At 72.3% G+C, this 23,625-nt stretch carries 21 protein-coding genes; 9 read left to right on the top strand and 12 right to left on the bottom strand.

Going from position 1 to position 23,625, the window contains the following annotated elements; genetic code table 11:
- The first annotated feature begins 386 nt into the window (after positions 1–386).
- From Sri02f_RS41785 to Sri02f_RS23085, 3 genes are all read left to right on the top strand, one after another.
- Positions 387–1,673, top strand: a complete 1,287-nt coding sequence (locus Sri02f_RS41785; protein WP_167467579.1) for a LolA family protein — start codon at positions 387–389, stop codon at positions 1,671–1,673.
- 194 nt (positions 1,674–1,867) lie between these two features.
- Positions 1,868–2,848 carry an ABC transporter ATP-binding protein gene (locus Sri02f_RS23090; protein ID WP_109003161.1) on the top strand — a complete coding sequence of 327 codons (981 nt, stop codon included), beginning with the start codon at positions 1,868–1,870 and terminating at the stop codon, positions 2,846–2,848.
- Positions 2,835–3,845 carry an ABC transporter permease gene (locus tag Sri02f_RS23085; RefSeq protein WP_245970731.1) on the top strand — a complete coding sequence of 337 codons (1,011 nt, stop codon included), beginning with the start codon at positions 2,835–2,837 and terminating at the stop codon, positions 3,843–3,845. Before Sri02f_RS23090 ends, Sri02f_RS23085 begins: the two co-directional genes overlap by 14 nt.
- Positions 3,846–3,954: 109 nt before the next feature.
- Here the strand turns inward: Sri02f_RS23085 and Sri02f_RS23080 are convergent, their stop codons facing one another.
- The 3 genes from Sri02f_RS23080 to Sri02f_RS23070 all read right to left on the bottom strand — a co-directional run bounded on the left by Sri02f_RS23080 (position 3,955) and on the right by Sri02f_RS23070 (position 6,547).
- A complete protein-coding gene (locus Sri02f_RS23080; protein ID WP_109003160.1) occupies positions 3,955–4,542 on the bottom strand; it encodes a flavodoxin family protein in 588 nt (195 codons plus the stop codon).
- Positions 4,543–4,661: 119 nt separating this feature from the next.
- Positions 4,662–5,807, bottom strand: coding sequence for an amidase family protein (locus Sri02f_RS23075; protein ID WP_109003224.1), 1,146 nt, complete (start codon positions 5,805–5,807; stop codon positions 4,662–4,664).
- Between the two features lie 179 nt (positions 5,808–5,986).
- Positions 5,987–6,547, bottom strand: coding sequence for a DUF6668 family protein (locus Sri02f_RS23070; protein ID WP_109003159.1), 561 nt, complete (start codon positions 6,545–6,547; stop codon positions 5,987–5,989).
- A 217-nt stretch (positions 6,548–6,764) separates the two neighbouring features.
- On the opposite strand from Sri02f_RS23070, the gene Sri02f_RS23065 reads away from it, so the two are divergent.
- Complete coding sequence (locus Sri02f_RS23065; protein WP_109003225.1) at positions 6,765–8,327, top strand: hypothetical protein; 1,563 nt, start codon at positions 6,765–6,767, stop codon at positions 8,325–8,327.
- A 19-nt stretch (positions 8,328–8,346) separates the two neighbouring features.
- On the opposite strand, the gene Sri02f_RS23060 is transcribed toward Sri02f_RS23065, so the two are convergent.
- The 4 genes from Sri02f_RS23060 to Sri02f_RS23045 all read right to left on the bottom strand — a co-directional run bounded on the left by Sri02f_RS23060 (position 8,347) and on the right by Sri02f_RS23045 (position 12,145).
- Positions 8,347–9,300 carry a M28 family metallopeptidase gene (locus Sri02f_RS23060; RefSeq protein ID WP_109003158.1) on the bottom strand — a complete coding sequence of 318 codons (954 nt, stop codon included), beginning with the start codon at positions 9,298–9,300 and terminating at the stop codon, positions 8,347–8,349.
- Between the two features lie 269 nt (positions 9,301–9,569).
- The gene (locus tag Sri02f_RS23055; protein WP_109003157.1) at positions 9,570–10,055 is read right to left on the bottom strand and encodes a VOC family protein; all 486 of its coding nucleotides are present in this window, start codon (positions 10,053–10,055) and stop codon (positions 9,570–9,572) included.
- A 93-nt stretch (positions 10,056–10,148) separates the two neighbouring features.
- Positions 10,149–11,159 carry an EamA family transporter RarD gene (rarD, locus tag Sri02f_RS23050; protein WP_245970730.1) on the bottom strand — a complete coding sequence of 337 codons (1,011 nt, stop codon included), beginning with the start codon at positions 11,157–11,159 and terminating at the stop codon, positions 10,149–10,151.
- A 131-nt stretch (positions 11,160–11,290) separates the two neighbouring features.
- Positions 11,291–12,145, bottom strand: a complete 855-nt coding sequence (locus Sri02f_RS23045) for an SDR family oxidoreductase (RefSeq protein ID WP_109003156.1) — start codon at positions 12,143–12,145, stop codon at positions 11,291–11,293.
- A gap of 97 nt (positions 12,146–12,242) precedes the next feature.
- On the opposite strand from Sri02f_RS23045, the gene Sri02f_RS23040 reads away from it, so the two are divergent.
- A complete protein-coding gene (locus Sri02f_RS23040; RefSeq protein ID WP_109003155.1) occupies positions 12,243–12,659 on the top strand; it encodes a winged helix-turn-helix transcriptional regulator in 417 nt (138 codons plus the stop codon).
- Between the two features lie 13 nt (positions 12,660–12,672).
- Here the strand turns inward: Sri02f_RS23040 and Sri02f_RS23035 are convergent, their stop codons facing one another.
- From Sri02f_RS23035 to Sri02f_RS23015, 5 genes are all read right to left on the bottom strand, one after another.
- Positions 12,673–13,752: a 2-oxoacid:ferredoxin oxidoreductase subunit beta gene (locus tag Sri02f_RS23035; RefSeq protein WP_109003154.1), complete on the bottom strand. Its 1,080-nt coding sequence runs from the start codon at positions 13,750–13,752 to the stop codon at positions 12,673–12,675.
- Complete coding sequence (locus Sri02f_RS23030) at positions 13,745–15,688, bottom strand: 2-oxoacid:acceptor oxidoreductase subunit alpha (protein ID WP_109003153.1); 1,944 nt, start codon at positions 15,686–15,688, stop codon at positions 13,745–13,747. Before Sri02f_RS23030 ends, Sri02f_RS23035 begins: the two co-directional genes overlap by 8 nt.
- A 236-nt stretch (positions 15,689–15,924) precedes the next feature.
- On the bottom strand, positions 15,925–16,584 hold the full coding sequence (locus Sri02f_RS23025; RefSeq protein ID WP_507772818.1) for a LuxR C-terminal-related transcriptional regulator: 660 nt from the start codon (positions 16,582–16,584) through the stop codon (positions 15,925–15,927).
- Positions 16,585–16,966: 382 nt separating this feature from the next.
- Positions 16,967–18,385, bottom strand: a complete 1,419-nt coding sequence (locus tag Sri02f_RS23020) for a sensor histidine kinase (protein ID WP_109003151.1) — start codon at positions 18,383–18,385, stop codon at positions 16,967–16,969.
- 121 nt (positions 18,386–18,506) lie between these two features.
- Positions 18,507–19,739, bottom strand: a complete 1,233-nt coding sequence (locus tag Sri02f_RS23015; RefSeq protein ID WP_109003150.1) for a sensor histidine kinase — start codon at positions 19,737–19,739, stop codon at positions 18,507–18,509.
- A gap of 246 nt (positions 19,740–19,985) precedes the next feature.
- On the opposite strand from Sri02f_RS23015, the gene Sri02f_RS23010 reads away from it, so the two are divergent.
- Genes Sri02f_RS23010 through Sri02f_RS22995 form a run of 4 tightly spaced genes read left to right on the top strand, consistent with a single transcriptional unit; the run spans position 19,986 to position 23,624 of the window.
- A complete protein-coding gene (locus Sri02f_RS23010; RefSeq protein WP_109003223.1) occupies positions 19,986–20,393 on the top strand; it encodes an NADH-quinone oxidoreductase subunit A in 408 nt (135 codons plus the stop codon).
- Entirely contained in the window at positions 20,384–21,091 is a 708-nt protein-coding gene (locus Sri02f_RS23005) for an NADH-quinone oxidoreductase subunit B (RefSeq protein ID WP_245970729.1), read from the top strand. The genes Sri02f_RS23010 and Sri02f_RS23005 overlap by 10 nt, the downstream gene beginning before the upstream one ends.
- Positions 21,088–22,659 carry an NADH-quinone oxidoreductase subunit C gene (locus Sri02f_RS23000; RefSeq protein WP_109003149.1) on the top strand — a complete coding sequence of 524 codons (1,572 nt, stop codon included), beginning with the start codon at positions 21,088–21,090 and terminating at the stop codon, positions 22,657–22,659. Before Sri02f_RS23005 ends, Sri02f_RS23000 begins: the two co-directional genes overlap by 4 nt.
- The gene (locus tag Sri02f_RS22995; RefSeq protein ID WP_109003148.1) at positions 22,656–23,624 is read left to right on the top strand and encodes a complex I subunit 1/NuoH family protein; all 969 of its coding nucleotides are present in this window, start codon (positions 22,656–22,658) and stop codon (positions 23,622–23,624) included. The genes Sri02f_RS23000 and Sri02f_RS22995 overlap by 4 nt, the downstream gene beginning before the upstream one ends.
- Position 23,625 lies beyond the last annotated feature (1 nt).

Raw genomic sequence — 23,625 nt, 5'->3', positions numbered from 1 at the left:
CGCCCGGCCCGGTGCCCACCCGCTCGGTGCCCGCCCGGCCCGGTGCCCGCCCGCTTGCTGCCCGCCCGGCCCCGGTGCTCGCCCGGCCTCTCCTCCGGGGGCCCCTTCAGGGTGCGCCCGCCATCTCCCCTCCGTGTCCTTCTGAGCTTTCGGGGCGTCCTCTCCCTCCGTACCCCTACGGGTAGGCGCCGTTGCCTCGGGGTCGTGTCATACCGCAGGCGTATGCGGAGTTGAGCCCTCGGGTTGACGCTTGCGGCCGGCTGATTTGGTCAGATGGGGACTACGGAAAACACCACTCCTCACCGATTCGGGTGAGAATGGCGGCTTGGGGCGGGGAACGCAGTGCGAGATGACCAGCCGCCGCCGACGACGGAGGTAAGGCACACATGGCACCGAAGGAATCCGACGACACCATGACCGGCGGGGAGGCGACCGGCGGGGAGGCCGACGACCTGCGCCTTCGACGCCGCAAGGCCGCACGGTACGTGGTTCCGGTCACCGTGATCGGTGTCGCGGCGGCGACGATCGGGCTCGTCCCGGCACTCGCCGACTCCGGCGACCCCGACCTGCCGAAGATCAGCGCACAGCAGCTCCTCGACAAGATCGCAGCCTCGGACGTGCAGAAGCTGTCCGGAACGGTGAAGATCACCACCGACCTCGGGCTGCCCGACCTCGGCGGGCTGGAGAGCGGGCTCCTCTCCGGCGCCGCAAAGGGCGGTGACGGTTCGTCCGCCGATCCCTCGGCCAAGCTCACCGAGCTGGCCTCCGGCACGCACACCCTGCGCGTCGCCGCCGACGGCCCGGACCGGCAGAAGGTCTCGCTGCTGGAGCACGCCGCCGAGTACAGCGTCATCCACAACGGCAAGAACGTGTGGGGGTACGACAGCGCGTCCAACGAGGTCTACCACTCCACCGTCGACGAGAGCGCCGGCAAGGCCCACGGCAAGGCCGAGACCCCGGTCCCGGCCACGCCCAAGGACCTCACCCAGGAGGCCCTCAAGGCGGTCGACGACACGACCTCCGTGACCGTGGACGGCACGGTCAGGGTCGCGGGCCGTGACGCCTACAAACTGCTCGTGAAGCCGAAGCAGTCCGGCTCCACGGTCGGTGCGATCAGCGTCGCCGTGGACGCCGAGACGGGCCTGCCGCTCAAGTTCACGCTGACCCCGGCCAGCGGCGGCGCCGCCGTCGTGGACGCGGGCTTCACCAAGATCAGCTTTGCTGGGCCCGCCGCGTCCACCTTCGACTTCACCGCCCCCAAGGGCGCGAAGGTCACCGAGGGCGACAAGGCCGGCAAGGGCGACGAAGACGGCGCCCGGAGCGACAAGGGCCACAAGGGAGCCAAGCCGGCTCCCGGGCACGGTGGCTTCGACGGCTTCGGTGAAGGCTTCGGCGGCGCGGCCGGCCCCGAGGGTATGAAGGTCATCGGCGAGGGCTGGACGTCCGTCGCCACGTTCGACACGGGCGGCAAGGGCGTGCCCTCGGGCTCCGGGGCCGGTGGCGACCTCGGCGGCTTCCTGGGCTCCCTCGGCGACAAGGTGAGCGGCGACTTCGGCTCCGGAACCGTCTTCTCCACCCGCCTGGTCAACGCCCTGATCACGGACGACGGCAAGGTCTACGCCGGCGCGGTCACCAAGGACGCGCTCGTGAAGGCGGCGAACACCGGGAAGTGACGACCGGGCCGGGTCTCCGGCGGTCGGGGATCCGGAATCCGGGTCTCCGGCGGTCGGGGATCGGGCGGAAGGGGATCGGGCAGTCGGGAGTCCGGTGTCCGGGAGTCCGGTGTCCGGGAGCCGGCGGAGAGCCGGCCCGGGGTGCCGGGGGTCGCGGAGTCGGTCAGGCAGGTCGAGGGTGAGGGAGGCCGAGGGTGACGGATTCGGTGAGAGCGTCCGCGGTGGAGTCCGCGGACGACGGCGCCGTCATCCGCACCCGCGCCCTCACCAAGCGCTACCGCGGCGGCCAGCTCGCCGTCGACGGTCTCGACCTGACCGTCCCGGCCGGCAGCGTCTTCGGCTTCCTCGGTCCCAACGGCTCAGGCAAGACCACCACCATCCGCATGCTGATGGGGCTCATCGAGCCCACGGCAGGCGCGGCCCGCGTCCTGGGACATCCCATGCCGCGGGCCGCGCGCGCCGTACTGCCGCACGTCGGGGCGCTCATCGAGGGCCCCGCCCTCTACGGCTTCCTCTCCGGCCGCGACAACCTGCTCCGTTACGACGCCGCCGACCCGACCGCCGACCCGCGCACCCGGCGGGCGAGGGTCACGGCCGCGCTGGAACGGGTGGGGCTGACGGCCGCCGCCGGGAAGAAGGCGAAGGCGTACTCGCTCGGCATGAAACAGCGGCTCGGCCTCGCCGCCGCCCTGCTCCAGCCCCGCCGCCTGCTCGTGCTCGACGAGCCGACCAACGGCCTGGACCCGCAGGGCATGCGGGAGATCCGCTCGCTGGTCCGGGAACTGGCCGCGGAGGGCACGACCGTCTTCCTCTCCTCGCATCTGCTCGACGAGATCGAGCAGGTGTGCACGCACGCGGCCGTGATGGCGCAGGGCCGGCTGATCGTCCAGGGGCCGGTGGCGGACCTCGCGGCGGGCGCCCGAGGGCGGTTGGTCGTGACGACCCCGGATCCCGCCGAGGCGGCCCGTGTGCTGAAGGAACAGGGCGTGGTCGATGTCGTCCTGGCGGAGGACCGGGTCAGCGCGGAGGCGCCGCCCGCGGACCGCGATCTCGCCGACGTGAACAGCGCGTTGGTGACCGCGGGCGTGCGCGTGCGTGGCTTCATCGTCGAACGCGCATCCCTGGAGGACGCGTTCGTGGCTCTCACGGGGGAGGGGTTCGATGTCGCGGGCTGAAGCCGGGACGGCGGACGGCCGGAACCCGGCCACGGCGTCGACCGGAACCGCGGGGACCGCCGGACCAGCCGGAACCGCGGGGACCGCAGGAACCGCCGGTACCGCCGACACCGGCAGGAGCGCTCCCCCCGCCGAGCCCGCCCAGTCCCCTTGGGCCCGGCTGTGGACCTTCGGGATCCTGCGCAGCGAACTGCTGACCACCTTCCGGCGCTGGCGCACCCTCGCCCTGCTGGGCGTGCTGGCGGCCGTGCCGGTCCTGGTCGGGATCGCCGTGAAGATCGAGACGAGCGACGGATCCTCCGCCCGCCGCGGCCAGGGAGGCGCGGGGCCCGCGTTCATCTCGCAGGTCACGAACAACGGCCTGTTCCTGGTCTTCACCGCGTTGGCCGTGACCCTTCCGTTCTTCCTGCCGATGGCCATCGGCGTCATCGCGGGCGACGCGATCGCCGGTGAGGCGAACGCCGGCACCCTGCGCTACCTCCTGGTCGCTCCGGCCGGCCGCACCCGCCTGCTGCTGGCCAAGTTCGCGACCGTCATGGCCTTCTGCCTGGCGGCCACGCTCGTGGTCGCGCTCTCGGCGCTCACGGTGGGGGCGCTGCTCTTCCCGCTGGGCGACCTGACGACGATCTCCGGCACCCGGATCGACCTCGCGGACGGCCTGTTCCGGGCCCTGCTGATCGCCCTGGTCGTGGCCGCGTCACTGACCGGCGTCGCCGCGCTCGGACTGTTCGTCTCCACGCTCACGAGCAGTGGCATCGCGGCGATGGCGACGACCGTGGGCCTCCTGATCACGGTCCAGATCCTCGACCAGATCCCCCAGCTCCACGCCCTGCAGCCGTACTTCTTCTCGCATTACTGGCTGTCCTTCGCCGACCTCATGCGCGAGCCCGTCTACTGGGACGACCTGCAGAAGAACCTGGGCCTGCAGGCCCTGTACGCGGCCGTCTTCGGCTCGGCCGCCTGGGCCCGCTTCACGACGAAGGACGTCACGGCGTAGCGGCCCGCGGACCGTCGAGGCCCGACCAGCGGATTCGTCGGTCCGTCGGATTCGTCGGTCAGTCAGGTTCGTCAGACAGACGCGTTCGTCAGGCAGACGGGTTCGCCGGTCAGTCGGATTCGTGCGGGAAACGGGCCGGCAGCGCCTCCTGGGCGAAGAACGTCTTGGCGTGCGTCAGGGCCTCCGTGTCCGACAGAACGTCCCCGGGCTTGCTGCCGCTGCCGAGCAGCACTCCGCCGAAGCGCATCTCCAGGTAGGCGGCCGAGTTGCGGAGCATGCCGACGAGCGGGTCGGCGACCTGGAGCCGGTCGCCGGCGAGCACGGTGACGCCCCAGAGGGTGCGCCCGGCCATGCTCGCCTTGAAATCGAGGCCGGGGGTGCGCAGCCAGCCCGCCCAGTGGTCCATGTAGCGCTTGGTCGGGGTGGACACCGAGTACCAGTACAGCGGGGACGCGATCACGATGTCCGTCGCGGCGAGGGTGGAGTCGAGCAGCAGCGCCGTGTTGCCCTCCTCGGGGCGGACGCGGTCGGCGTCGTGCCGCAGGTCCACGAAGTCGGGCAGGGGGTGCTCGGCCAGGTTGATCCACCGCTGCTCGACGTCGGAGGGCAGCTGCGCGGCGGCCTCGCGGGCCAGTGCCTCGGTGTTGCCGTCCGAACGGCTGCTGCCCAGGACGAACAGGAAAGTGCGACGCGTCATGATGCGATCCCCCAAGTAGCGAGCGTACGACGGTAGTGTGCCTCTGCATTATATGTGTGCGCAAGTACTTAACGGTGGTCACGCGCCAGGCGTGGAGTTCGGGCGGTGGCTGACGCGGGTCAGGTCGTTCCGGCGGCTCGGGCGGTCGTCAGCAACGACATCTCCTCGCCCCGCGCCGCGACGATCTGCAGCCCCACCGGGCAGCCGTCCGCGCCGAGCCCCGCCGGGATGCTGACCGCCGGGTGCCCGCTCAGGTTGAACGCCCAGGTGAGCGCCGTCGAGAAGCGGTCGCCCGGGCCTTCGTGGCCGTGCGCCGCGTTCGGGGTCGTGGGCGTCAGCAGCAGGTCTGCGCGGGCGAAGAACCCGGCCAGCAGCCGGTCGTTCAGCTCCCGGACCCGGTCGGCCGAGCGGAGGTCCGCGCCCGGAGTGCGCAGCGCCAGCCAGGCCGGGGCCGGATCCTCCAGTCGCAGGGGCGCGTCGGACGGCGGCAGCAGCCTGACGACCCCGGCGTCGGCGAGGCGCAGGGCGGCGGCGCGGGCGAGGGCGAGCGGCTCGGGATCGGGGTCGGCGAAACCGAGGTCGGGGGAGAAGACGGCGGCGGGCGGCCCCAGGGGTTTCCGCTCCAGGGGCTCACCCTCAGGGATCATGGCCCGCCAGTACGCCTCGGCGTCCAGCGCGTGCCGCACCAGCACACCGGCCGCGGCCAGTCTCCTGCGGTCGGGAGGCGTCGGGCGGTGGCCTGGCGGGTTCGGGGGCGCCGTCCGTCCGTTCGTGACCTTCAGACCGAGCACACCGCACCACGCGGCCGGGATGCGCACCGACCCCGCGCCGTCGCTGCCGGTCGCCATCGGGACCAGGCCGGCGGCCACCGCTGCCGCCGAGCCGGCCGAGGAACCGCCCGGCGTGCGGTCGGCGCGCCAGGGGTTGACGGTACGGCCGTGGGCGCCGAGGCCCCAGGTCTGCCAGGGAGTGCCTGGTCCCGGCACCGAGGTCGCCCCCACGGGCACACAACCGGCGGCGATCAACGGCGCTGCCGCACGCAGCCCCTGACGCCCTTTCACGCCGATCGGCACGCCGGCCAGCGGCAGCCGTTCGCCGGCGGCGACCCGTAGGCCGACCCAACGGGCCCGCGTGCGTGCCCGTTCCTCCCACACCTCGGCGAAGGCGCACAGAAGGGGGTCGACCCGGGCGATCCGCGCGAGGGCCTCGTCGACGACGTCCACGGCCCGCAGCCGCCCCGCACGCACGTCCGCGGCGATCTCCACGGCCGGGGGCCACTGCGGGGAGCCACCCGGAACCACCCGCCCGGACCGGCCCTCGGACCCGCCCCCGGGTCGGCCCTCGGACCCGCCCCCGGACCCGCCCCCGGGTCGGCCCTCGGAGCCGCCCCCGGGCCCGCCTCTTTCCCCGCCTCCGGTCTCGTCCCGGCGCGTTCCCCCGGCCGTCAGCGCGCCCTCCCGCCCGCCGTTCCGGTGAGCCGGGCCAGCGGAGCCGTCTCTCGCGGCGGGCTTCCGCCCAGGTCGCCGAGGCGCCAGTCGGTCACCCACGGGACCCGGTACACGTCGATGACGGACTCGATCGCCCGCACCCGCTGCGCGAGCGGCCTGGGCAGCCGGCCCGGCGCGTCCGCCACGAGCACCACCGAGTCCAGGTCGAGCCCCGCCGGGGCCGCGCCGCGCCGGAAGACCTCCAGAGTCCGCAGGACGGACTCCAGCCCGGCCGCATGGGTGCGGGCGACCAGCAGCACGGACGTCGGATCGCCGGAGCCGGGCCACTCACGGCCGCTGTCGTGGCCGCCGTAGACGGCGGCGAGCGTGGAACTGCCGGCCCCGCCGTGCGTGGCCACCCACGAGAAGCGCCGGGGCGTCGCGGCGGAGACGTACGGCGTCGACGCCGGACCGGGACCCGGCTCCCGCCCCGGACCCGGACTTGCATCTGGATCCGGTACGGTGACCGGTCCGCGGATCCAGATCTCCGGCCCGCGCAGCCCGTCCGTCGTCCCCATCCCGGTGTCCCTCCCAGTCGTCGCCGTCCCTCCGGGACGCCCCCTGATCCTGGCGGTCCCGGGAAGGCCCCCGGGAGAGGGGCGTGGGTTCCTGGAACGAGGCTGTGACGTCGCGGTGACGTGAGGACCGGGAGCGCTCGGAGAGACTCAACAGTACGTGTACACGTACGCGAACCTGGACGACCGGATCGTGACGACGCATCCGAGTGAGGAACCGATGTCTCGACTCAGCCGTGAGAAGAAGCGGGAACAGAAGCCCGCCGGCCGGACGGCCGCCGTGGTGGCGCCGCTCGACGTCCATGTCCGCGGGGGTGGGACGGCGACCATAGGCGGTGTACCCGTCGTGGCGGCCGAGGGCGAGGAGATCCAGCGCGCCGTGCTGGGCCATCTCCACCGCATCGCCCTGGCCACCGGACACCCGGTCCTCGCCGCGGTCCGCGACGAACGCATCGGTTACGTCGTCCCCCTGCGCGTGGAACCCGACGGCTCCAGCCACTTCACCGCGGAACCCCTGCGAACGCCGGCCGCGCATCCCGCCCCGGCGCCGGCCGCGCATCCCGCCCCGGCGCCGGCCGCGCCTCCCGCCCGGCCTGCGCCTCCCGCCCCGGCGCCCGGCGTGACGGGGCAGTCGGCCTCGGACGGGCAGAGCGTCCACCACGCCGCCGTAACCCCCGAGGAGCAGCAGCAGCCGTCGTCCCCTTCGTCCCCCGCACCCCCTTCTTCCCTCGCACCCCAGTCGTCGCAGCCGTCCCGGCCGCGAGACGGCAAGCCCACGCACTTCCTGCGCCAGGTGTCCGAGCCGGTGCGCGACGCGACCCCGACCTTCCCGCTGCGCGCGGTGCCCGACCCGGAGCCGGTACCGGAGCCGGCGCTGTCGCCCAAGCCGGTACCGGAACCGGGACCGGGCGTCCAGGACGACGTCCCCTCGCTCGGCACGGTCACCGCGCCGACCGGCGTGTTCGGTCCGCCCCCGGCGATGGACGAGCCGCCGCACCCCGACACGGCCCCCGGCACGCCCCTCGAGGCCACCCTCACCCCGACCCGGACTCCGGCCCCGACTCCGTGCCCGCCGCCCCCCGTCTCCGTCCCGACCCCGCTCCCGCTGCCCGTGCCCGGCACGGGCTCCGCCTCCCTTCCGGCCTCGGCCGCCACCCTCGCGGCCGCCCCCGCCCCCGCGCCCGCTCCCACGCCGTTCCTCCCCGACGGGCTCGTCTCCGAGCCCGACCCGGACTTCAAGCCCACGCCCGCCCGCGGCTTCGACGCCGTCGCCGAGGCGGTGCTGGGGGACGATCCCCGTACCCTGCACGGCGTCGGCGCCGTCCCCGCCCTCCTCGGGGAGCCGATGGCGCAGATCAACGAGGCTGTCCGGGCGGGCCGCACGGACGTCGCGGCCGGGCTCGCGGAACGCACCGTGCTGGAGGCGTCCGGGACGCTGGGGCCGGAGCACCCCGAAGTGCTCCGGCTGCGTGAACTCATGGCGTACATCGCCTACTTGGGAGGCGACCCGCTGCGCGCCTTCCACGTCTCCCTCGACCTGGCACAGATCCGCCGCCGTACCGGGGACGCGGAAGCCGCGTACGGCAACGTCCAGAGCGCGGCGACCGCCTGGCGTGCCGTCCGGGACCCCCTGCAGGGGCTGAACCTGGGGACCGAACTCCTCGGCCTGTGGACGGAGCTCATCGCCGAGGAGGGCCCCGCCGCCGACGACGTCGAGGAACTGGAGTCGGCCCGCGCGCGCATGCTCCGGCTGGCCGAACGCGCCCGCAAGGCAGGCGCGTAGCGGCCGGCATGCCCAGGGGTCAGGAGGACAGCGTCCAGAGGGCGTAGGCGACGGCGTCCGCGTTGCGGTTCAGGGCGGTGTCGTCGATGTTCGCGGAGGTGTCGCAGGAGGAGTGGTAGCAGCGGTCGAAGGCCTGGCCGGCCGTGCCGCCCCACTTGGCCGCCTGCGCCGCCGTCTTGACGTAGTCGGCGCCGCTGAACAGACCGCCCACCGGGACGCCCGCGTTCTTGAAGGGGGCGTGGTCGGAACGGCCGTCGCCCTCGGTCTCGATCTCCGTCGACACGCCGAGGCCGGCGAAGTAGTCCTTGAAGGTCTTCTCGATGGTCGGGTCGTCGTCGTAGACGAAGTAGCCGGGGTTCGGCGAGCCGATCATGTCGAAGTTGAGGTAGCCGCTGATGCGGGCGCGGTTCGCGGAGGAGAGGTTGTTGACGTAGTAGCGCGATCCGACCATGCCCAGCTCCTCCGCTCCCCACCAGGCGAACCGCAGGTGCTTGGCCGGGTGATAGCCGGCCCGGGACACGGCGAGGGCCGTCTCCAGCACGGCCGCCGAACCGGAGCCGTTGTCGTTGATGCCCGCCCCGGCCGTGACGCTGTCGAGGTGGGAGCCGGCCATGACGACGTGGTCGGCGTCGCCGCCGGGCCAGTCGGCGACCAGGTTGTAGCCGGTGCGGCCGGACGATGTGAACTGCTGGACGGCGGTGGTGAAGCCGGCGGCGTCCAGCTTGGCCTTCACGTAGTCGAGGGAGGCCCGGTAACCGGTGCGGCCGTGGGCGCGGTTGCCGCCGTGGGCGGTGGCGATGGACTGCAGCTGGGCCAGATGCGCCTTGACGTTGGCCACGGGGATGTCGGGAGCGGCGGCGAGCGCGGCGGACTCGGGCGCGGGCGCCGCTCCTGCTATGGATCCACCAGTCAGGAGCATGACAATCGAGGCGCTGCCGACGACAGCCGTACGCCGGGAAAAGGGGAGCTTCATGTGGGGGGCTCCGAATTTTCTCGGGAATCACCGGGTCACAGTGATTCCACAGTGAGTGGGGTTCCAGGATGGTGAACTCGCCCCTGATGTCACGTCAAGAGCGTCAACCGGACACGGGATCCACCCATGGGACGACCCGCGGGTCCACCCGCGCGGCGACCGGAGGGTCCACCCACGGGACGACCCGCGGGTCCACCCACGCGATGACCCGCGGGTCCACCCACGCGATGACCCGAGGGTCCACCCACCGGACGGGAGGAGCCGCCCGTCTAGTGCACGCAGAACTCGTTTCCCTCAGGGTCCGCCATCACCGTCCACGCTCCGGACGGCTCCGTCACCTCGTGCAGCACGCTCGCGCCCAGCCCCCGCAGCCGCTCGACCTCGTCGGCCCGCCGTCCCGCGCCGGGATGCAGATCGATGTGCAGCCGGTTCTTCACCGTCTTGGCCTCCGGCACCCGCTGGAACAGCAGCCGCCGCCCCTGACCGGTCCCGCTGTCGGGGTCGTAGGGGTCGTCGGGGTGGCGTACGGCGATCAGGTCCCGGAAGGCGGGACGGCCGTGGAACTCCAGCGTCGCCGCGCCGGGCAGCGCGCCGAGCTCCAGCAGCCGCTCGATCAGCGCGCTGTTGTCCTCGACCTCGTAGTGCAGGGCGGACGCCCAGAAATCGGCCTCTGCGTGCGGGTCGGCGGCGTCGACGACGAGCTTCCAGTGCACGGGCGCGGGCGCGAGCCCGGATCCCGCGGTTGAGTCGGTCATGCAGCCACTAGTAGCAGCCCCGCGTCGCGCCTGCCTCCCGTACACCGTGATCCGACCGGCCGCCACGACGTGATCCGTGCGGCCGCTGCGACATCATGCGTCCGGCCGCTGCGACGTCATGTGTCCGGCCGCCGGGATCCGGGGCGCGCCGGACGCGGCGGAGGCCACCTCCTCGGCGCGGATCCGGGCGAGCTCGGCGGCCAGGGTCCGGGACGTCCGGCGGGAGGTGCGCAGCGCGTCACCGGTGAGCAGCACCAGCGCCAGCCACACCAGGGCGAACCCGGCCCACCGCTCGGGCGGCATGGCCTCGCCGAAGTACAGGACGCCGAGCAGGAACTGGAAGACCGGCGCCAGGTACTGCAGCAGGCCCAGCGTGGACAGCGGAACGCGGATCGCCGCCGCGCCGAAGCAGACGAGGGGGAGTGCGGTGACGATGCCCGTGGAGGCGAGCAGGGCCGCGTGTCCGGGGCCCTCGGCGGTGAACGTGGCGTCTCCGTGGGCGGACAGCCACAGCAGGTAGCCGAGCGCGGGCAGGAACTGGACGGCGGTCTCGGCGGCCAGCGACTCGACGCCGCCGAGGTTGACCTTCTTCTTCACCAGTCCGTAGGTGGCGAAGGAGAACGCCAGGCAGAGGGAGATCCACGGAGGACGGCCGAAGCCCACGGTCAGGACCAGCACCGCCGTCAGGCCGATGCCGACCGCCGTCCACTGCACGGGCCGCAGCCGCTCCTTCAGGAGCAGCACCCCCATGGCTATCGTGACCAGCGGGTTGATGAAGTACCCGAGCGAGGCCTCGACCACGTGTCCGCTGTTCACGGCCCAGATGTAGACGCCCCAGTTGACGGTGATGACGGCCGCGGCGACCACCACGAGCGCCAGCCGGCGCGGCTGGCGCAGCAGCTCGCCGGCCCAGGCCCAGCGCCGCACGAAGAGCAGCGCGGCCGCGACGAAGGCGAGGGACCACACCATGCGGTGGGCGAGTATCTCCATCGCCCCGGCCGGTTTGAGCAGCGGCCAGAAGAGGGGCACCAGGCCCCACATCCCGTAAGCCGCGAAGCCGTTCAGCAGGCCTGTCCGGCCCTCACTCCTCGACGTCCCGGCCACGGGCACCTCCTTCTCACGTCACGCATGCGAGGAAGAAGGTAACGCCGGGCGCCCCCGTCTGTCATGCCCGTATCGCCATACGGTCATGACAGCCAGGGGCGCCCGGCGGGCATGCTGTCGAGCTGGGGGCGTCAGGCCTTGAGGGCGGCCGTGATCGCCTCCGACAGCGGCGTGGTGGGCCGGCCGGCCAGCCGGGAGAGGTCGCCGCTGGAGACGACCAGCTCGCCCTTCTCGATGGACGCGTCCACGCCGGCCAGGATCGCGGCGAACGGCCCGGGCAGCCCGGCGCCGGTCAGGATGCCGGTGAGAACCTCGGTGGACACGGAGTTGTAGGCGATCTCCCTGCCGGTCTGCCGGCTCAGCTCCGCGGCGTACTCGGCGAGGCTCCAGGCCTCGTCGCCGCCCAGTTCGTACGTCTTGTTCTCGTGGCCCTCGCCGGTCAGCACGGCGACGGCGGCGGCCGCGTAGTCGGCGCGGGAGGCGGAGGAGACACGGCCCTCGCCGGCGGCCGCGACGACGGCGTCGTGCTCCAGCACCGGGGCGAGGTTCTCGGTGTAGTTCTCGTGGTACCAGCCGTTGCGCAGCAGCGTGTACGGCAGGCCGGAGGCGAGCAGCGCCTGCTCGGTGGTGCGGTGGTCGTCCGCCAGCGCGGCGCTCAGCGCGCCCGGTGCGCTGGTGTAGGCGAGGAGCGCGACCCCGGCCGCCTTCGCGGCGTCGATCACGACCTGGTGCTGGGCGGGGCGGCCCTTGTCGAACTCGTTGCCCGAGATCAGCAGCACCTTGTCGCCGGCGGCGAAGACGCTGTCGAAGGTCTCGGGGGCGTTGTAGTCGGCGACGGCGAGCCGCACGCCGCGGGCCGCGAGATCGGCGGCCTTGGCCTCGTCCCGTACGACGGCCGTGATCCGGTCCGCGGGGACCTTCTCCAGCAGCTGCTCGACGACGTGGCGGCCGAGGTGTCCGGTGGCTCCGGTGACGACGATGCTCATGGCTCAGGATCTCCTAGTGGGGGTCGGCGGGTCTGTCACCGACCTTAGGAGCAGCACTAACTATGCGAAAGTACCCACTTTGAAGTAAGGTACTGGTATGACGGTAAGCAAGCAGGTCAGTCAGGTGGGTCCCGTCGAGGCCGAGGGCATGTGCCCCTACCGGCTCGTCCTCGAACACCTCACCAGCCGCTGGGGCGTCCTCGTCCTCATCGAGCTGCTCGACCGCACGCACCGGTTCAGCGAACTGCGCCGGGCGGTCGGCCGGGTCGGCCGGCCCGTCAGCGAGAAGATGCTCACCCAGACGCTCCAGAACCTCGAACGCGACGGCCTGGTGCACCGCGACGCCAAGCCCGTCATCCCGCCCCGCGTCGACTACTCCCTGACCGAGCTGGGCCGCGAGGCCGCCGAACAGGTGCGCGCGCTGGCCGGATGGACGCACACCCGGATGCCGGACGTCGAGAAGGCCCGTCAGGCATACGACGAGGCCCGGGAACTGCGCTCCCGGGCCTCGTGAACCGCCGCGCGCCTCAGCCGACGACGGTCCAGGTGTCCCCGCCCGCCAGCAGCGCGGCCAGGTCGCCCTTCCCGTGCTGTTCGATCGCGGAGTCCAGCTGGTCCGCCAGCTGCGTGTCGTAGACCGGCCGCTCGACCGAGCGCAGCACACCGATCGGCGTGTGATGCAGGGTGTCCGGATCGGCGAGGCGGGAGAGCGCGAACGCGGTGGTGGGCGACGCGGCGTGCGCGTCGTGCACCAGCACCTCCGCCTCGTTCTGCGGGGTCACCGTGACGATCCTCAGATCGCCGGTCTGCCGGTCGCGCACGACCCCCCGCGCCCCGTCCGCGCCGAACCGGATCGGCCGGCCGTGCTCCAGGCGGATCACGGCGTCCTCGGCCGACTGCCGGTCCTTGAGCACGTCGAACGCGCCGTCGTTGAAGATGTTGCAGTTCTGGTAGATCTCCACCAACGCGGTGCCCGGGTGGGCGGCCGCCTGGCGCAGCACCTCCGTGAGGTGCTTGCGGTCCGAGTCGACGGTTCGCGCCACGAACGACGCCTCGGCGCCCAGCGCCAGCGACACCGGGTTGAACGGGGCGTCCAGGGAACCCATCGGCGTCGACTTGGTGATCTTGCCGACCTCGGAGGTGGGCGAGTACTGGCCCTTGGTGAGCCCGTAGATGCGATTGTTGAACAGTAGGATCTTCAGATTGACGTTGCGCCGCAGAGCATGGATCAGATGGTTGCCGCCGATGGACAGCGCGTCGCCGTCCCCGGTCACCACCCACACGCTCAGGTCACGGCGGCTGGCCGCCAGCCCCGTCGCGATCGCCGGAGCGCGCCCGTGGATGGAGTGCATCCCGTAGGTGTTCATGTAGTAGGGGAAGCGCGAGGAACAGCCGATGCCGGAGACGAAGACGATGTTCTCCCTGGCCAGCCCCAGTTCCGGCATGAAGCCCTGCACGGCCGCCAGGATCGCGTAGTCACCGCAGCCGGGGCACCAGCGCACTTCCTGATCGGACTTGAAGTCCTTCATGGACTGCCTGGCCTCGGCCTTGGGGACGAGCGAGAGCGCCTCGACCGTGCCCGTGCCTTCCACTGAGGTCTCAGCCATCGATGGCCTCCTTGAGCGCCGCGGCGAGCTGCTCCGCCTTGAACGGCATGCCGTTGACCTGGTTGTAGGAGTGCGCGTCGACCAGGAACCTCGCCCGGATCAGGGTGGCGAGCTGGCCGAGGTTCATCTCCGGCACGACGACCTTGTCGTACCGCTTCAGCACCGCGCCGAGGTTGCGCGGGAACGGGTTGAGGTGCCGCAGATGGGCCTGCGCGATGGCCTCCCCGGCCGTCCGCAGCCGCCGCACCGCCGCGGTGATCGGCCCGTAGGTGGAACCCCAGCCCAGCACCAGGGTGCTCGCTCCGTGCGGATCGTCCACCTCCAGGTCCGCGACCTCGATGCCGTCGATCTTGGCCTGCCGGGTGCGGACCATGAAGTCGTGGTTGGCGGGCGAGTACGAGATGTTCCCCGTCCCGTCCTCCTTCTCGATCCCGCCGATGCGGTGCTCCAGCCCGGGCGTGCCCGGGACCGCCCACGGCCGCGCCAGGGTCTGCGGATCACGCTTGTACGGCCAGAACACCTCGCTGCCGTCGTCCAGCGTGTGGTTGGGCCCCTGCGCGAACTGCACCCGCAGGTCCGGCAGCTCCTCCAGCTCCGGGATCCGCCAGGGCTCGGAGCCGTTGGCCAGGTAACCGTCGGACAGCAGCATCACCGGGGTGCGGTAGGTCAGCGCGATCCGGGCCGCCTCCAGCGCCGCGTCGAAGCAGTCCGCCGGCGTGCACGGCGCGACGATCGGCACCGGCGCCTCCCCGTTGCGGCCGTACATCGCCTGCAGCAGATCCGCCTGCTCGGTCTTGGTGGGCAGCCCCGTGGACGGCCCGCCGCGCTGGATGTCGACCACCAGCAGCGGCAGTTCGAGGGAGACCGCGAGCCCGATCGTCTCCGACTTCAGCGCCACGCCCGGCCCGGACGTGGTCGTCACGGCCAGTGAGCCGCCGAACGCGGCCCCCAGCGCCGCACCGATGCCGGCGATCTCGTCCTCCGCCTGGAAGGTGCGCACGCCGAAGTTCTTGTGCCGGCTGAGCTCGTGCAGGATGTCCGAGGCCGGCGTGATCGGGTACGAGCCGAGGAACAGCGGCAGATCGGCCTGGCGGGAGGCGGCGACCAGCCCGTACGACAGCGCGAGGTTCCCGGAGATGTTGCGGTACGTGCCCACCGGGAACGCCTTCGCCGCCGGAGCCACCTCGTAGCTGACGGCGAAGTCCTCGGTCGTCTCGCCGAAGTTCCACCCGGCGCGGAACGCGGCGATGTTCGCGGCGGCGATGTCGGGCTTCTTCGCGAACTTCGACCTCAGGAACTTCTCGGTGCCCTCGGTCGGCCGGTGGTACATCCACGAAAGGAGGCCGAGCGCGAACATGTTCTTGCTGCGCTCGGCCTCCTTGCGGGTGAGGTCGAATTCCTTGAGAGCCTCGACGGTCAGTGTGGTCAGCGGGACCGGATGGAGCTGGTAACCGTCGAGGGACCCGTCCTCCAGCGGCGAGGCCGCGTACCCCACCTTCTGCATCGCCCGTCTGGTGAACTCGTCCGTGTTGACGATGATCTCCGCGCCGCGGGGCACATCGGCGATGTTCGCCTTCAGCGCCGCCGGGTTCATGGCGACGAGCACGTTGGGCGCGTCGCCCGGGGTGAGGATGTCGTGGTCGGCGAAGTGCAGCTGGAACGAGGAGACGCCGGGCAGCGTGCCGGCGGGCGCACGGATCTCGGCGGGGAAGTTGGGCAGGGTCGACAGGTCGTTGCCGAACGACGCCGTCTCCGAGGTGAAGCGGTCACCGGTGAGCTGCATACCGTCGCCCGAGTCACCCGCGAACCTGATGATCACCCGGTCGAGACGACGAACGTCCTTCGTCCCACCCGGTCTGCGCTGCTCTCCCACGACGGCCGCGTCCGCTCCGTCGGTTCCGTCGGCCTGTTCCGCTCGGCTGACCTCACTGGTCACTGAACTGGACCTCCCTCGAGACGGCTGTCCCGGAGGGCCTTCGGGAAGGCCCTCCACGGATCAACCCTACGTCGGTAAGGGTCGCCTTCCCTCGGCTTCTCGTAGGACGGTTCCCTGTCCCGAGACGGCCCGGCGCCCCCGCTGGTCATGATTTCCCGCCTCCCGGCGCCACCGCGTCAGACGCTCCGGATCCAGGCCGGGGTTCTCCGCCCGGCGGACGGCAGCGTGCCACCTCGCTAGGTGTTGAGGTAGGTGAGAACGGCGAGCACCCGGCGGTGATCCCCGTCGCTCGGGGACAGGCCGAGCTTCAGGAAGATGTTGCTGACGTGCTTCTCCACCGCTCCGTCGCTGACGACCAGCTGCCGGGCGATCGCCGAGTTCGTCCGCCCCTCGGCCATCAGCCCGAGGACCTCCCGCTCCCTCGGCGTGAGCCCGGCCAGCACGTCCTGCTTCCGGCTGCGTCCGAGGAGCTGCGCGACGACCTCCGGGTCGAGGGCGGTGCCGCCCTGGGCGACCCGCACCACGGCGTCCACGAACTCCCGCACCTCGGCCACCCGGTCCTTGAGCAGATACCCGACCCCGCGGCTGGAACCGGCCAGCAGTTCGGTGGCGTACCGCTCCTCCACGTACTGCGACAACACCAGCACCCCGAGCCCCGGATGCGCCCTGCGCAGCTGCACGGCCGCCCGCACCCCTTCGTCCGTATGGGTGGGCGGCATCCGCACGTCCGCGACGACGACGTCGGGCAGCGCTCCCTTGTCGTCGAGCTCGGTGATGGTCTTGACCAGCGCGCCGGCGTCCCCGACCCCCGCGACCACGTCGTGCCCCCGGTCGGTCAGCAACCGGGTCAGCCCCTCCCGCAACAGCACCGAATCCTCGGCGATGACCACCCGCACCCTGTCCTCCACGATCCTCGGCCCCCCAGCCGTCCACCCCGTTGGTCGAACCAGTCAAGCATTCCAGCTTCCGGCTCGTCTGCACCCGAGAACGGGCAGGCCAACGGTCAGAACAGCAGGGACTGCGGGAAGGAACGGCGGCGATTCGGCCATCAACCACCACCTTCGGCCATCCACGACCGAGGAGAAAGCCGAAGAGAGACAGAGAGGCCGAAGAGAGGCCGCGGGGAGGGGAGTGGAGGGGTGGCTTGAGGGGAGGGGCGACGAGGGGGCCGAGTCCGCAGGGGGCTGAGTCCGTAGAGGGCTGAGTCCGTATGCGGCAGCGGCAGCGGCAGCGGCAGCAGCGGGTCGGGGTCGGGGTCGGGGTGGAGTCAGGGACGGCTCAGGTGAGGCCGCCCCGCCAGGGGAGTTCCGCGGTGATCCGGGTGGGCCCGCCCGCCGGGGAGTCCACGAGCAGGATCCCGTCCACGGCGTCCAACCGTCCGGCGAGGCCGGCCAGCCCCGACCCGCCCGAGGCGTCCGCGCCGCCCACCCCGTCGTCCGACACCTGCAGCATCAGCCGGTCGTCCGTCCGCCACACGTCCACCGAGGCGGACCGGGCCCCGCTGTGCTTGCTGACGTTCTGCAACAGTTCCGAGACCGTGAAGTACGCGATGCCCTCGATCGCCGGCGCCGGCCGCTCCACCAGATCCACGTCCACCGTCACCGGCACCGTGCAGCGCGAGGCCACCGAGGACAGGGCCGCGTCCAGGCCCCGGTCGGTCAGGACCGCAGGGTGGATCCCGCGCGCCAGGTCGCGCAGCTCCTGCAACGCCGTCTTCACCTCGCCGTGCGCCTCACCCACCATGCGCGCCGCCTCCTGCGGGTCCTCCCGCAGCTTCTCCTTGGCCAGCCCCAGATCCATCGCCAGGCTGACCAGCCGGGCCTGCGCCCCGTCGTGCAGGTCGCGCTCGATGCGCCGCAGATCGGCCGCCGCCGTGTCCACCACGACGCCACGGTCGGACTCCAGCTCCACGACCCGCGCCCCCAGCGACGACGGCCCGAGCAGTCCGTGCACCAGCAGCCGGTCCACCGTCGTCAGCGCCCGCACGATCCACGGTGAGGCCAGCGTGATCAGCAGCCCCACCAGCGCCGTCACCGTGATCTCGAAGGGGTTGTCGAGGTAGACGCTGTGCTGCTCGTCGCCGTACAGCTGAAGGCCGCCCTGGCCGCCGTACATCGGAAAGACCCAGAACCACAGCGGGTACGTCAGCATCGTCCAGCCGAGCGACCACACCGTCACGGTGACGACGAAGGAGAACACCGCCCACGGGAACTGGAGCACCGCGTACAGCATGTTCCGCCAGGACGTTCCGCTCTTGAGGACGGCGCCCATCCAGCTCATCGCGCCGCTCCGGGGCGCCCTGAGCGGCTCGGGCTCGCCCACCTCCAGGCCGAGCAGCCCGCGCGCCCGGGCCCGCTCCAGCGAACCGAGCCCCCGGCACGCGGCCAGGCCCGCCGCCAGCACCGGGACGCCGAGGAACGTCACCAGCAGGCCCGCCCCCAGCGACAGCATCGTCACGGCGAACGTGAACAGCACGACGCCGATCGGCAGACCGAGCAGCACGTAGAGGAGCTCGCGCCAGTGGCGCGCGGTGAGCGGCTCGCGCAGTCCGGCCGGCCACGCATGCCGGCGCTCGCCGCCCCGGCGCCCGGACCCGCCTCCAGGCCGCCCGTTCTGCCCGAACCGGTCGTCCTCCCGGTACACGTCGTCCTCCCGGTACCGGTCGTACTGCCCGTACTGCCCGTACTGCGTGGCCATCGGCGTCGTCCGTTCTCGTCGTCCTGCTCGTCGCGCAGCTGTCGATCCGTACCTCCCAGCCTCCTCGGCGGCGGGCGCGCGGACCATGGAGTCCGTCGGCGTCCCGGAAGGGGGGTTTTCCCTACCTCCCGCGGTCGCCGGCCCCCCGGTCCCGCCAGGGCAGCTCCGCCGTCACCGTCGTGGGACCCCCCACCGGCGAGTCCACGACGAACAGCCCGTCCACGGCGTCCAGCCGCTCCGCGAGCCCCTGCATCCCCGAGCCGCCGTCCAGCGACGCGCCGCCCCGGCCGTCGTCCCACACCTGGAGGAGCAGCCGGTCGTCCGTCCGCCACACGTCCACCGAGGCCGACCGGGCCCCGCTGTGCTTGCTGACGTTCTGCAGCAGCTCCGAGACGGTGAAGTAGGCGATGCCCTCGATGGCCTGCGCCGGCCTGGACGGCAGGTCGGCGGTCACCTTCACCGGCACCGTGCAGCGCGAGGCCACCGAGGACAGGGCCGCGTCCAGGCCCCGGTCGGTCAGGACCGCCGGATGGATCCCGCGTGCCAGATCCCGCAACTCCTGCAACGCCAGCTTCACCTCGCCGTGCGCCTCGTCCACCATCGCCGCGACGACGTGGTCGGCCTGCCCCTCGAGCAGCTTCTCCTTGGCCAGGCCCAGCCCCATCGCCAGGTTGACCAGCCGGGCCTGCGCCCCGTCGTGCAGGTCCCGCTCGATACGCCGCAGATCGGCGGCCGCCGTGTCCACGACGACCCCGCGGTCCGACTCCAGCTCGGCGATCCGCCGCTCCAGCTCGTCCGAGGGGGACAGCAGCCCGCGCACCATCGCCCGGTCCGCGTTCGTCAGCACACGCGCCAGGTACGGCAGCACCGGCCACAGCACGAACAGGGACGGGACGACCACGGCGAACGTCAGCACCCCCCACGGCAGCCGTATCAGGTCGTACAGCACCGTGCGCCAGGCCACCGGGTCCTTCAGCGCCAGCCACATCTGCTGAAGAAGACCGCCCGCCCTGCGCAGCGGCAGCGGGCTCGGCTCGTCGACGCGCACCCCGAGCAGCCGACGGGCCCGCCACCGCTCGAACCGGCCCATCAGCCGCGCCCCGGTCAGCCCCGCCGTCAGCAGCGGGAAACCGACCACGGTGACGGTCATCGCGGCCCCTGTCACGATCACCGTCATCACATAGGTGAACCCGAGCAGCGCCACCGGCAGATTCGTCAGAAGGTGCGCGATCTCCTTCCAGGTCTGCGGGTCGTAGGCGAAACGGACCGGGGGCGGACGATCGTCGTCGTACCCGGCGCCCCCCGGAGCGGACGTTCCCGGTCGTACGGCGGAGTGGCTGGCGGAAGCGGTCATACGGCTCAGCCTGCCGTCCCGCACGTCACCGCGCCATGAGGTCTGCTGCCTTCTCAGGTCGGGGGAAAACCCCCGACCTGGGCCCCGAGCCGTGACGGGCTGCTTACTGTCCCTTTATCAGGGCCTAGACTCCCGTGCGTACAGATCGTCGAACGGCCGGTCGTCGTGGAGACCGCCGTGCAGACCGCGGTAGAGGCGGCCGGCAGCGGCCGCTGCCGGCCGGGGTCAGGGAGCGAGGGGACGGACGTGCGGGAACCGACCGTCGATGTCGCGGCGGACGTCGCGGCGGACTACTTCCAGTCATATTCTGTCGTCGGGCTGCTCGCCGTCGTCGGCGTGCTGTTCGTCGCCGTCGCCTTCGGCGCGGGACGCCTGCTGCGCCCGGTGGTCCCCACCCCGGAGAAGCTCCTGACGTACGAGTGCGGCGTCGACCCCGTCGGCGAGGGCTGGGCCCACACCCAGGTCCGCTACTACGTCTACGCCTTCCTGTACGTGATCTTCGCGGTCGACTCGATCTTCCTCTTCCCCTGGGCGACGGTCTTCGCGGCCCCCGGCTACGGGGCGGCCACACTCGTGGAGATGTTCGTCTTCCTCGGCTTCCTGGCCGTGGGCCTGCTGTACGCCTACAAGAAGGGCGTCCTGACATGGATGTGACGCCGGAAACCCACCCGTCGCCGGCCGGCCGGCCGGAGCAGCCGCCGTCGGCGCCCGTGTTCCTGCCCGAGCCGAAGCGACTCGGCGCCCTGGCCCGCCTCGCCCCCGAACCGATGAAGGTGGTCCTGAACTGGGGCCGCCGCTACTCGCTGTGGGTCTTCAACTTCGGCCTGGCCTGCTGCGCGATCGAGTTCATCGCCGCGTCGATGGCCCGCCACGACTTCATCCGCCTCGGCGTCATCCCCTTCGCGCCGGGCCCGCGCCAGGCGGACCTGATGGTCGTCTCCGGCACCGTCACGGACAAGATGGCACCGGCGGTGAAGCGCCTGTACGAGCAGATGCCCGAGCCGAAGTACGTCATCTCCTTCGGCGCGTGCAGCAACTGCGGCGGCCCCTACTGGGACTCGTACTCCGTGACGAAGGGCGTCGACCAGATCATCCCGGTGGACGTGTACGTGCCGGGCTGTCCGCCGCGCCCCGAGGCGCTGCTCCAGGGCATCCTCAAGCTCCAGGAGAAGATCGCACGGGAGTCGCTGGACGAGCGCTACGGCACGTCCGCGTCCCGCCCGTCCCCGGCAGCCCTCCAGAGCGACCTGGTGAGCCCTCCACCGCCGCCCCGGCCCACGACCGCCGAGCCCATGACCGCCGAGCCCACGGCCTCCGAGCCCGCTTCGGGCACGTCCGAGGAGGGCCGATGAGCACGGTCGGCTGGCTGCCCGCCCCCGCCGAGGAGCTCTTCGGTCCACAGGCCACGGCCGAGGAGTCGTACGACGTCCTCACCGTCGACGTCCCCTCCGCGTCCTGGACCGACGCCCTGCGCGTGGCCCGCGACCGCTTGTCCTGCAGCTACTTCGACTGGCTGAGCGCGGTCGACGAACCCGGCACGGGCTTCCGCGTCTCCGCCCACGTCGTGGCCCTGTCCCCGGTCCGCCGCCTCCTCGTGCGCACGACGATCCCGCACGAGACGCCGACCCTCGCCACCGCCGTCGATGTCTACGCCGGCGCCGCCTGGCACGAACGTGAGACGCACGAAATGTTCGGCGTCGCCTTCGAGGGCCACCCGGGCCTCGACCACCTTCTCCTCCCGGAGACCTTCGAAGGCCACCCCCTGCGCAAGGACTTCGTCCTGGCGGCCCGCGTCGCCAAGGCCTGGCCCGGCGCGAAGGAACCCGGCGAGTCCGAGCAGGGCGGATCCAAGCGCCGCCAGATGCTCCCTCCGGGCGTTCCCGACCCCAACGAGTGGGGTCCCCTGAAGGGCCAGCTCCCACCGGCCCCGACCCGTCCGGCCCGCACCGCGGCAGGCCGCGCGGCCGGCGAGCGCCCGGCACGCCCCGCGGCCGACCGCCCGGTCCGCCGCGCCCGCACCGCAGCCGAGGGCTCAGCAAGCCAGCCTCCGACGGCCCCGGCGGCGCCCTCGACGTCAACCGCGCCGGAGACCCCCGCGCCCGCAGCCCCCGGCACACCCCACCGAACCCGAAGCGCCGGCGCAGGCTCCGCCTCCCAACGACCACAGCCCCCAGCCCCGACGGCCCCGGCGGGGCAGGCGGCGCCGACGGGAGCGGCGGGGGCAGCGCGAGGAACCGGCGCAGCAGGCATTTCGGGCGCAGCCGACACTGCGGGAGCAGGAGCCACGGAAGCCCCAGGAGCCACGGAAGCCCCAGGAACCGCTGAGCCCACAGGGTCCACAGGAGCCGCTGAGGCCACGGGAGCCGCAGGCGCGACCGGGGACACGGAAGCCGCACGAGCCTCTGGTACGACGGGAGCCGATGAAGCGACCCGGAGCGACTCGGCACCACAAGCTCCCGCGGGGCCGCATCGCGCGCGGTCCGCCTCGCAGGGGTCGGCGTCACAGCGCCCCGGGCCCCCTGCCTCGTCGGCCGCCACCCCTTCGCGCCCCGCCACGGCCTCCCGCAGCTCCGACGCCCCTTGGCACCACGCCCGCCCGGCCTTCGACGAACCGGAGCCCGAGCAGAAGCAGAAGCAGGCACAGCAGCAGGAGCAGGCGGTCCAGGAGCAGGCGGTCCAGGAGCAAGCGGTCCAGGAACAGGGACAGGCGCCGCAACAGGCACCGCAACAGGCACAGGCACCGGCACCGGCACCTGAACAGGCGCCGGAGCGGCAGCCGAAGTCGGACCGCGAGTCGAACGGCGGCGTCCCGGACCCGGCGACCCCCGCCGAGAAGCCGTCGCCCGCCGACAGCCGGCCGGCTCCCGCCGCAGACGTCGAACCCCCCGCCCCCGAGGACCCCCCAGGAGGTCAGCAGTGAACGACGCTCTCGACGTCGCCCTGCGACTCCTCGTCGTCTTCGTCGTCTTCCTCACCCTCCCTCTGATCGTCGGTCAGACCGAGCACAAGGTCATGGCCCATATGCAGGGCCGTCTGGGCCCGATGTACGCGGGCGGTTTCCACGGCTGGGCCCAGCTCGTCGCGGACGGAGTGAAGTTCGCGCAGAAGGAGGACATCGTCCCCGCGGGCGCGGACCGCCGTATCTTCCAGCTCGCACCGGCCGTCGCCCTTCTGCCGTATCTCCTCGTCCTGCTCGCCATCCCCATCGGCCCCGGCGAGGGCGCCGTCGGGCAGGTCCTCGACGCGGGCATCTTCTTCGTGCTCGCCGTGATGGGCGTCGGCGTACTCGGCTCCCTCATGGCAGGCTGGGCCAGCGCCAACAAGTTCTCCCTCCTGGGCGGCCTGCGGACCGCCGCCCAACTCCTCGCCTACGAGTTGCCGATGCTGCTCACCGCCGCCTCGGTGGCGATGGCGGCCGGCACGGTCTCCCTGCCCGGCATCGTCGACGCCTTCGAGTGGTGGTGGCTGCCCTGGCAGATCGTCGGCGCGATCGTCTTCTTCGTCGCCGGCCTCGCCGAACTCCAGCGGCCGCCCTTCGACATGCCGGTCGCGGACTCGGAGATCATCTTCGGTGCGTACACCGAATACACGGGCCTGCGCTTCGCTCTCTTCCTCCTCGCCGAGTACGCCGGAATCGTCGTCCTGTGCGGTCTGACCACCGTCCTCTTCCTGGGCGGCTGGCACGGTCCCTGGGGTGCCGACGGCCTCGGCTGGGTCTGGACACTGCTGAAGGCCGCCGTCCTGGCCTTCGTCGTGATCTGGCTGCGCGTCACCTATCCCCGGCTGCGCGAGGACCAGCTCCAAAAGCTCTCCTGGACCCTTCTCGTCCCCCTTTCTCTCGCCCAGATCGCCCTCACCGGCGTCGTCAAGGTGGTGATCCGGTAAC

Origin of the sequence: Streptomyces rishiriensis (assembly GCF_003112535.1) — a bacterium.
Lineage (GTDB): Bacteria > Actinomycetota > Actinomycetes > Streptomycetales > Streptomycetaceae > Streptomyces > Streptomyces rishiriensis.
This window is presented reverse-complemented; position numbering and strand designations above follow the sequence as displayed.

Excerpts from the sequence above, each read along its gene's own strand:
- Sri02f_RS23070 (WP_109003159.1), bottom strand. The coding sequence starts at position 6,547 with ATGGGGACGACGGACGGGCTGCGCGGGCCGGAGATCTGGATCCGCGGA.
- Sri02f_RS41785 (WP_167467579.1), top strand. The coding sequence starts at position 387 with ATGGCACCGAAGGAATCCGACGACACCATGACCGGCGGGGAGGCGACC.
- Sri02f_RS23065 (WP_109003225.1), top strand. The coding sequence starts at position 6,765 with ATGTCTCGACTCAGCCGTGAGAAGAAGCGGGAACAGAAGCCCGCCGGC.
- Sri02f_RS23085 (WP_245970731.1), top strand. The coding sequence starts at position 2,835 with ATGTCGCGGGCTGAAGCCGGGACGGCGGACGGCCGGAACCCGGCCACG.
- Sri02f_RS23020 (WP_109003151.1), bottom strand. The coding sequence starts at position 18,385 with ATGGCCACGCAGTACGGGCAGTACGGGCAGTACGACCGGTACCGGGAG.
- Sri02f_RS23060 (WP_109003158.1), bottom strand. The coding sequence starts at position 9,300 with ATGAAGCTCCCCTTTTCCCGGCGTACGGCTGTCGTCGGCAGCGCCTCG.
- Sri02f_RS23055 (WP_109003157.1), bottom strand. The coding sequence starts at position 10,055 with ATGACCGACTCAACCGCGGGATCCGGGCTCGCGCCCGCGCCCGTGCAC.
- Sri02f_RS23040 (WP_109003155.1), top strand. The coding sequence starts at position 12,243 with ATGACGGTAAGCAAGCAGGTCAGTCAGGTGGGTCCCGTCGAGGCCGAG.
- Sri02f_RS23005 (WP_245970729.1), top strand. The coding sequence starts at position 20,384 with ATGGATGTGACGCCGGAAACCCACCCGTCGCCGGCCGGCCGGCCGGAG.
- Sri02f_RS23015 (WP_109003150.1), bottom strand. The coding sequence starts at position 19,739 with ATGACCGCTTCCGCCAGCCACTCCGCCGTACGACCGGGAACGTCCGCT.
- Sri02f_RS23080 (WP_109003160.1), bottom strand. The coding sequence starts at position 4,542 with ATGACGCGTCGCACTTTCCTGTTCGTCCTGGGCAGCAGCCGTTCGGAC.
- Sri02f_RS23000 (WP_109003149.1), top strand. The coding sequence starts at position 21,088 with ATGAGCACGGTCGGCTGGCTGCCCGCCCCCGCCGAGGAGCTCTTCGGT.
- Sri02f_RS23035 (WP_109003154.1), bottom strand. The coding sequence starts at position 13,752 with ATGGCTGAGACCTCAGTGGAAGGCACGGGCACGGTCGAGGCGCTCTCG.
- Sri02f_RS23045 (WP_109003156.1), bottom strand. The coding sequence starts at position 12,145 with ATGAGCATCGTCGTCACCGGAGCCACCGGACACCTCGGCCGCCACGTC.